6 protein-coding genes are annotated in these 8,880 nt (G+C 65.7%); 5 read left to right on the top strand and 1 reads right to left on the bottom strand.

Annotated elements, in window-relative coordinates; all coding sequences use genetic code 11:
* Positions 1 to 824 (top strand): Lhr family helicase (locus tag AB4Y84_RS06760; protein ID WP_442249906.1); only part of this gene is annotated, 824 nt, incomplete at its 5' end.
* Positions 825 to 994: 170 nt separating this feature from the next.
* Positions 995 to 1,477 (top strand): LuxR family transcriptional regulator, encoded by a 483-nt coding sequence (locus AB4Y84_RS06755; RefSeq protein ID WP_223494788.1) that lies wholly within the window; start codon positions 995 to 997, stop codon positions 1,475 to 1,477.
* 57 nt (positions 1,478 to 1,534) lie between these two features.
* Here AB4Y84_RS06755 and aceE read toward each other — a convergent pair whose 3' ends face one another.
* Positions 1,535 to 4,207: a pyruvate dehydrogenase (acetyl-transferring), homodimeric type gene (aceE, locus tag AB4Y84_RS06750; RefSeq protein WP_312787204.1), complete on the bottom strand. Its 2,673-nt coding sequence runs from the start codon at positions 4,205 to 4,207 to the stop codon at positions 1,535 to 1,537.
* A gap of 272 nt (positions 4,208 to 4,479) precedes the next feature.
* Between aceE and AB4Y84_RS06745 the strand changes: the two genes are divergently transcribed.
* The 3 genes from AB4Y84_RS06745 to AB4Y84_RS06735 all read left to right on the top strand — a co-directional run.
* Positions 4,480 to 4,995, top strand: a complete 516-nt coding sequence (locus tag AB4Y84_RS06745; RefSeq protein WP_312787206.1) for an RNA polymerase sigma factor — start codon at positions 4,480 to 4,482, stop codon at positions 4,993 to 4,995.
* Positions 4,992 to 6,029, top strand: coding sequence for a FecR family protein (locus tag AB4Y84_RS06740; protein WP_312108653.1), 1,038 nt, complete (start codon positions 4,992 to 4,994; stop codon positions 6,027 to 6,029). Before AB4Y84_RS06745 ends, AB4Y84_RS06740 begins: the two co-directional genes overlap by 4 nt.
* Before the next feature lie 141 nt (positions 6,030 to 6,170).
* Positions 6,171 to 8,880: TonB-dependent receptor (locus AB4Y84_RS06735; RefSeq protein WP_442249905.1), on the top strand; the 2,710-nt coding region annotated here is incomplete at its 3' end.

Below are 8,880 nucleotides of genomic sequence, written 5' to 3'. Positions count from 1 at the left end.
GCAGCGACCTGTGGTCGCCGTTGCGAGCCCTGGCCGGTGTGCGCCAGCAGCGGGCGCGCGTTGCGTCGGCCTCGCGGCGCACGCGGGGTTTCCGCTTCATGCCGACGCTGGACGCGCGGGCCACGGCGCTGGACCCGGCCATTGCCAGCGGGCCGACCCTGGCGGGGCGATGGTCGTTGCTGCCCCGCGAGCGCAGCAACGACACCGTGCGCGCGCTGGCGCTGGGCGAAGGCCTGCTTGATCGCTACCGGGTGGTGACACGGGCGGCGGCAATGACCGAAGCGGTAACCGGTGGGTTCCCTGCACTGCAGCCTGTCTATCGAGGCATGGAAGATGCCGGGCAGGTCCTGCGCGGCCGCTTCGTGGCGGGGCTGGGCGGAGCACAGTTTGCAGAGCGCGGCACCATCGACCATCTGCGCGAGCTGTCCGAGCGTGTGCCGCGTGAGCTGTCGGTCGTCGCGCTGTCAGCGCTGGATCCGGCCAATCCCTTCGGCAGCCTGCTGCCGTGGCCGCAGCCGGTGGCCGGTGCACGTCCGCTGCGGCGTTCCGGTGCGATGGTGGTGATCGGCAACGGCCGGTTGCTGCTGTACCTGGCGCAGGGCGGGCGGCAACTGTCCAGCTGGATCGAGGGCGGAGCAGGGGATGCGGCCAACACTCTGGTTGCCGCTGCACAGGCCCTGGCCGTGGCATTGCGCCGGGGGCGGCGCCTGTCCTTCACCCTGGAACGGATCAATGATGTGCCGGTGCATCGCGGCGCGCTGGTGGACGCGCTGCGGGCCGCAGGCTTCAGCAACGAGCCGCGCGGGCTGGGATGGAACGGCTGAGCGCGGCGGAATCACCTCGATGAATGCTCACCCCGTGGGGCCTGGCCCCGGATCGGACTGCCGGACTGTGATGCAGTTCGTTACGCGCCTGCCCCGGTGGCTGCAGAGTCCGGGTAGTGTGGCCATCGTGCACGTTGCGCAGACGGTTCTTCACTCGACAGGAGACTCACATGAAGCTGTTTTCTGCTGTGCTGCTGTCCCTTCTTTCGCTGCAGGCATCGACGGCGCAGGCAGCCGACGCTCCGCCTTCGCCCCTGCTCGGCCGCTGGTCGCTGGAGATCGCCACTTCCGCACTCCCTGAGGCACAGCGGCCGCAACAGGTCGTACTGGAATTCAAGGATGCCGGTGCGGGCAGGTGGAGCTCGCACGTGGATATCGTCCTGCATGACGGCAAAACCATGAAATCCGACGGTACGCTGGCGCTGGACGGTACGCCTGCGGCGCTGACCGGCAGCTACGGCGCCAACCAGGCAACGCTGAAACTGCCGGCGCCGAACACGCTGGTGATGCAGCTGGTCGATCATGGCGCGCCGGCGTCCACCCGCGTGTACACGGTGGCCGCCGATCGTTCAACGATGACCGAAACCAAGGCCTTCTTCGGCCATGACGGCACGCCGATCCTGCAGACCAACCTGTTCAAGCGGTTGCCGTAGTGATGTGATGCAACGGCACCCACAGAAGCGTGCTCTGCGGGTGCCGTTGCTGTTCTGTCATGCCGCGGCGGGATCGCGCTTGCCGGTGTCGATGCCGTACCGGTCGATCGCCTGCTGCAGCAGGCCCCGTTCCACATGCCCGTCATCGGCCAGGGCCTTCAGTGCCGCCAGTACGATGAAGTGGCGATCGACTTCGAAGAACGTGCGCAGCGATTCGCGAGTATCCGAGCGGCCAAAGCCATCGGTGCCGAGTGCGATGAAGCGCCGGTCGTTGATGAAGGGGCGGATCTGGTCGCCTACGATCTTCATGTAGTCGGTTGCCACCACCACCGGCCCGGCATGGTCCTGCAGGCACTGCTGCACGTAGGGAGCGCGCGGCTCGTCGGCCGGATGCAGCAGGTTCCAGCGCTCGGCAGCCAGGCCATCACGGCGCAGTTCGGTCAGGCTGGTGGCACTCCAGACATCGCTTGCGATGGCGAAATCCTGCTGCAGCAGATCGGCGGCGGCCAGCACCTCGCGCAGGATCGAGCCACTGCCCATCAGCTGCACGCGAGGCTGTGCCGTGCTGTCGGCAGCAGCGGGACGCAGCAGATGGAGCCCCTTCAGGATGCCGGCTTCGGCGCCGTCAGGCAGGGCCGGGTGCGGGTAGTTCTCGTTGAGCAGGGTGATGTAGTAGTAGATGTCTTCCTGGTCCACATACATGCGGCGCAGGCCGTCGTGGATGATCACTGCCAGTTCGAAGTTGTAGGTCGGGTCGTAGGACACGCAGCTTGGAATCACCGAGGACAGCACGTGGCTGTGGCCATCGTCGTGCTGCAGGCCTTCGCCCATCAGGGTAGTGCGGCCGGAGGTGGCGCCAAGCAGGAAGCCACGGGTGCGCGCGTCGGCCGCTGCCCAGGCCAGGTCGCCGACGCGCTGCAGGCCGAACATCGAATAGAAGATGTAGAACGGAATCGTGGCCAGGCCGTGGTTGCTGTACGCGGTGCCCGCTGCGATCCACGAACAGATTGCGCCGGATTCGTTGATGCCTTCCTGCAGGATCTGGCCGTCCTTGGACTCCTTGTAATAGCTCAGCTGGCCGGCGTCCTGCGGGGTGTACAGCTGGCCCAGGAAGGAATGGATGCCGATCTGGCGGAACAGCCCTTCCATGCCGAAGGTACGCGATTCATCGGGCACGATCGGGATCACCAGCCTGCCCAGTTCGGGATCCTTGAGCAGGGTGGTGAGGATGCGTACGAAGCCCATGGTGGTGGATTGGCCACGATCACCGCTGCCCTGCAACTGCCCGTTGAACGTGGACAGCGACGGCAGCGGCAACGGATCGACCTGGGTCAGCCGTGCCGGCAGCTGGCCGCCCTGCGCCTGGCGACGCTGCGCGAAGTAGAGCGCCTCGGCGCTGCCCGGTTGCGGGCGCAGGTAGGGCATCTCTTCCAGCTGCCCGTCGCTGACCGGCAGGTCGAAGCGGTCACGGAACGCACGCACCGCGTCGGCGCTCATCTTCTTCAGCTGGTGGTTGATGTTCTGGCCTTCGCCGGCCTCGCCCATGCCGAAGCCCTTCACCGTCTTGGCCAGCACCACGCTCGGGCGACCGCTGGTGTTCACCGCCTGCTGGTAGGCGGCGAATACCTTCTGCGGATCGTGGCCGCCGCGTGCCAGTGCCCAGATCTCGTCGTCGCTCATGTCCGCCACCAGCGCCAGCAGTTCCGGGTAGCGCCCGAAGAAGTGCTCGCGCACGTAGGCGCCGCTCTGCGACTTGAAGGTCTGGTAGTCACCATCCACGCACTCCATCATGCGCTGGCGCAGCAGCCCGCTGTGATCGCGTGCCAGCAGCTCGTCCCAACCGCTGCCCCAGATCACCTTGATCACGTTCCAGCCGGCGGCGCGGAAGGTGCCTTCCAGTTCCTGGATCACCTTGGCGTTGCCACGCACCGGTCCGTCCAGACGTTGCAGGTTGCAGTTGACCACGAACACCAGGTTGTCCAGGCGCTCGCGCCCAGCCAGCGAAATGGCCGCCAGCGATTCGGGCTGGTCCATTTCGCCATCACCGAGGAAGGCCCAGACCTTGCGACCCTGGTGCTGCTTCAGCCCCCGGTATTCCAGGTAGCGCATGTAGCGGGCCTGATAGGCCGCCGTCAGCGGGCCCAGGCCCATCGACACGGTGGGAAACTGCCAGAACCCTGGCATCAGCCGCGGGTGCGGATACGAGGACAGGCCCTCGCGTCCGGCTTCGCGGCGGAAGTTGTCCATCTGCTCGGCACTGAAGCGGCCTTCCACGTACGCCCGGCCGTAGATGCCCGGGGCCGAATGACCCTGGATGTAGATCATGTCGCCGTCGAAGGTTTCGGTCCGTCCACGGAAGAAGTGATCGAAGCCCACGTCATACATGACTGCTGCGGATTGGTAGGTGGCGATGTGGCCGCCGACATTGGAATGCCTGCCGGCACGCAGCACCATCACCATGGCGTTCCAGCGGATCATCGCGTTCAACCGCCGCTCGATTGCCAGGTCACCCGGGTACGCGGGCTGGCGTTCGAGCGGGATGGTGTTGGTGTAGGCGGTCCACGCGCGGGTGTGCAGGTCGCCATGCTGCTGCACATCGAGTGCATCGAGCTGGTCCAGCAGATAGTGCGCGCGGGGGCGGCCGCCGGCCTCGATCACCGCCTGCAGGGACTCGCGCCATTCGCGGGTTTCCTGCGGATCGGCGTCGAGAGGGAAGTGTGCCTGGTTCATGCTGCGTCTCCAGAGAGCGCCGGTTCTGCACCTGCACGGCACCGCCGGCAGGGCGACAGCTCTGGAGCGGAGTCGCGCCGGCAGGTCCGTGGCGCGGGGGCGGCCGTGGTGGCTGCCGAGGAGACAAGCGTAGGCGCCGTATCGGCTGGCGGGTAGACGGGCGACGATTGGGTCTGCGCGAACCTTCGCTTGGCCATGCGGCGCTGCAATGCGGATGTCATCGTTGGTGTGCACCCTGCTGGGTTTTCCAGCCTCGGGGTGGTTGGTCGGTTGTGAACAGCGTCAGGATCTGGGAGAAGAGCTACGCCTTGCGGCGCCGCCTGCTGCGTGGCTTCTTCCTTCGGCGTGGTTCACAGGCTGCCGATGCCGAGGACCTGGCCCAGGAGGTCTACCTGCGGCTGCTGCGCAGTACCGGCGAAGATGCCCAGGCGATCGAGAACCCCGAAGCCTATCTGTTCGCGGTGGCGGCCAACCTGGCGCGTGAACAGGCACGCTCGCGCTCCGGCCTGCCGCAGATCGAGGACGTCGACCTGCTGGCCGAGGTGCTCCGCAGCGAGGAGGACATCGAAGCTGATTTCGAGCGGGCGCAGCGCTGGAGCGGAATCCGCGGCGCCATCGCGCAACTGCCGCCGACGACGCGGCAGGTGATGGAGCTGCACTATCGCGATGGGCTGGATTGCCGGCAGGTGGGGGCACAGCTGGATGTGTCGGTGCACATGGTGCGCAAGCACATCGGCAAGGGACTGGATGCCTGCAGGAAGGCGCTCGGCGCCGGGAAGGATGGATGAACCGGCAGGAGCCTGCAGCGATGGATGACGAGGTGGCCGAGCAGGCCGCGCACTGGTTCCTGTGCAACCGCGAGGGTGACCTGAGCGCCGCTCAGCGCATCGAGTTCATGGCATGGATGAAGCGCTCTCCCGAGCACATACGCGCGTACCTGCATGTACTGCACGTGCACCGGCAGGTAGGCGCGGTGATGGTGGCGTACGGACAGGAGCAGGGGGACAGGGCCGCGCTGCCGGAGCTGCCGGCAACGGCGAAAGTCGTGCCGTTGTTTGCCGTACCGGTGCCCGTGCCGCGCGCCGTGGTTGCATCGCGATCACGCCGACCACTCTGGAGGCGGGTGGCTGCGGTGGCCTGCTGCCTGTTGCTGGTGGCCGGACTGGTGCCGTGGCTGATGCCTCGCGAACAGATGCTGATCGCCGGCCACGGGCAACTGCGTGAGGTGGTGCTGGCTGACCGGACGCAGGTGCGCCTGAACGCAGACAGCCGTCTGCGGGTGAACATCGGCTGGTTCAGCCGTCGGGTTGAACTGCTGAGCGGCGAGGCCACGTTTGATATCGCAGCGGATCGCCGGCCGTTCGAGGTGCAGGTTGGCGATCTGCAGATCCTCGACATCGGCACCGTGTTCGATGTGTCGCGCCGTTTGCAGAGTACGCGCATCGGCGTGGTGTCCGGCGAGGTGGAGGTCTGGACCGCCGGTAGCGGGCAACGACGGCTGGCGCAGCTGCCTGCCGGGAAGGTGGTCCAGGTCGATCACCGCAGCCATGCGGTGCAGCCATTGGAAATACCGGTGTCGATGCTGCTGGACTGGCAACAGCGCCGGGTGTCGTTCCGCGATGAGCGGCTGGACGAGGTGGCGGCAGCGTTCAACCGCCACAACCAGATACAGGTGCGGCTGACCGACGACGCGGCGCGGGCGGCGCGCCTGTCAGGCAGCCTGGAAGCGCATCGGGTCGCCGCGCTGCAGGCATTCCTGCAGCGGGACGCACGCTTCGTCATCCGCCGCGAAGCGGACACGGTATGGGTGTCCAGCCGTTGATCGGGGTTCGGCGAAGGGCTGTCAGAAAAAATTCATCGAATCGGCGTTCTTCACTTCCGCCGATGCCGGCTCTTACTTGGGAGAAGCCGCCGTCGCATGCCGACGCGGTACCAGCAGTCCTCTCTCCTCCAAGGAACCGTGATGCGCAAGAAGCTCTATCTGTCGGTGGTACTGGCCTTGTCTCCCTGTCTGGGTGCGCATGCACAGGCGGCGTCGGCCAATGGGCTTGAGACCCGGGTCACCGCAGCGATCGCCGCGCAGCCGCTGAGCCAGGCGCTGGAGCAGCTTTCACGCAGTTCAGGCGTGCAGTTCCTGTATGCCGGCGCGGGTTCTGCACCCATGGCGGGCGCGGTACCGCGAGGGGCCACCGTCAAGCAGGCGCTGGACACGCTTCTGGCCGGCACCGGCCTGCGCTACACGGTGGTGGACGGCAACGTGATCGCCATCGACGCGGCACCGGTCTCGCGGGAAAGCCGGCCGGCCGCACCTGCATCGCGCCCACCGGAAGAGGTGGTGGCCCCGACCCTGGGCACGATCAAGGTAATCGCCGCCCATGAGGTCATCGACCAGAAGAAGACCTCGCCGGTGATCAAGGATTCTGTGATCTACGACGAGATGGACAGCTACGGCGATGAGACGCTGGCCGAGAGCCTGATGGCCGCGCCCGGCCTGAGTGCGGTGGAAGATGCGGGCGAACCGCGTTACGTGACGGTGCGCGGCGTGCAGGCCAATCTCAACTACACGACCATCGACGGCATCGCGATCGCAAGCGTGGGCGGCAGTGGCTCCGGCGAGCGCATGAACAACCTGCAGCTGATTCCCAGCGACATCGGCACCCGCACCGACATCTACAAGAGCTTCAGCGCCGAGCAGGCACCGGATGCCATCGGTGGTGTGATCGACATCATCAGCCGCAGCGCCTTTGACCGCTCCGGCAAGTACGTGTTCGCCGACGTGGCCGGCATCCATTCCACGGCCGAGACCAATGTGGGGCGCAGCGCGGGTGGCGACCACAAGACCCTGGGCCACTTCGGCAAGAGCGCCAAGGCAGTGTTCTCCAACCAGTTCGGCGGCGACGATCAGTTCGGCATCGTCGCGGTCGCGCGCTACGAACAGCGCTCGCGCAACAGCGTCAAGCGCTGGGTGGAATCGAACTACTACTACAACGATGCCGGCAAGTACCTCACCGATGGAACCACCGGCCCCGACGAGGCGAAAGGCTGGAACGGTCTGCGCGCGCCGGGCAACTTCAGCACCGGCACCTACACCAACTACATCACCAACTTCGGTGGCTCGGCCAAGCTGGAATGGAAGCCATCGGACGACCCGTTCTATGCCTCTCTGCTGCTGTACTCGYACCGGTTCTACGAGAACTCGACGATGAACAAGACCGATCTGTATGGCAATGCCAAGTTCCCGATACGCAACCAGACCGAGGACGGCGGCACCACCCAGATCAACAGCATCTACATCAAGAATCGCCATGACCGCTGGGACCGCAGCAACCGCGGTGCGATCGCCAGCTTCAACTGGGATATCGGCGACCTTTCGCGGCTGACCCTGCGCGCCGGCCACACCGAAGAGACCTTCCACAACACCCAGGTCTACTGGGGCGTACGCGCGTACCCGAGCAACCTGTTCGTCGACTACGCCAACGACAGCCATGGCTTTCCAAACGCGGTGGGCGTCTCGGACTCCAGTCTGCTGACCAGCTCGTCGTTCAAGCTCAATCCCGCGCAGGCCTACATCTCGCCGCGTGACGCCAAGGAGAGCATCGACAACCTGCGTGCCGACTTCAGCTACAACATCGATGCCGATGCGCGCGGCTTCGGTCTCGCTGCTGGTGCCGAGTATCGCCACCTGAAGATCTGGCAGGACATCGATTTCGACTACTACAAGACCAGCGCGACCCTGAACGACTATCTGTATCCCGGTTCGACGCTGCTTGGCAGCGTCCCCGGCTTCCCGCTGATCGACAACCGCAAGTGGCATGACGAGCTGTACCCGAAGCTGGGCAACAATGATGCGGCCTACCCGAATGCCGATTTCACCAGCGACTACAAGTACGTGGAAGACATCGCCAACGCCTACGTTTCGGCGCATTACGCCTGGGACCGGCTACTGCTGATCGGCGGCCTGCGCTATGACCACACCTCCTTCGATGCGTTCAGCCCGTTCAGTGATGATGGCGGTACCACCTACACCTCGGCATTCCGCAAGAGCAGTGGCGGCTACAACAACCTGCTGCCGTCATTGAATGCGACCTTCAAGCTGAGCGAGAACCAGCGCCTGCGCTTCTCCGCCAGCCGCACGCTGGGCCGGCCGACACCCAGCAACATCGCCCAGGCCACCAGCACCAGCTGTGGCGATGACGAACTGGGCGGAGGCTTCTGCACCATCAAGCAGGGCAATGCCTCGCTGCAGCCGCGCCGCGCCACCAACCTCGACCTGGCCTGGGATCTGTACTTCAACGGCAACAACGGCGTTGTGTCGCTCGCGTTGTTCGACAAGGTCATCAAGGACGACATCTATACCCTGACCACGTTCGAGAACATCGGTGATGTCCGCTACCGCGTCACCCAGCCCATGAACACCGATGAGTCCACGCTGCGCGGTGTCGAGTTCGCGGTGGCAAACCGCAACCTGCAGTGGGGCCGCCACCGCTTCGACATGTACCTCAATGCCACCCGACTGGACGGGCAGACCAACTACCGCATCAGCGATGGCAGCCAGCGCCGCCTGGACCGCCTGCTGTACCAGCCGGACTGGTCGGTGAACGGCTCGGTGATCTGGCGCATGCCGTGGAAGAGCTCGCAGCTGCGCGTGTCCGGTACCTACCGCAGCCGCATGC

It is taken from the genome of Stenotrophomonas sp. 2YAF22 (assembly GCF_052114665.1).
GTDB lineage: Bacteria > Pseudomonadota > Gammaproteobacteria > Xanthomonadales > Xanthomonadaceae > Stenotrophomonas > Stenotrophomonas indicatrix.
The sequence above is the reverse complement of the archived record's forward strand: the minus strand, read 5'-3'. Positions and strand labels throughout refer to the sequence as shown.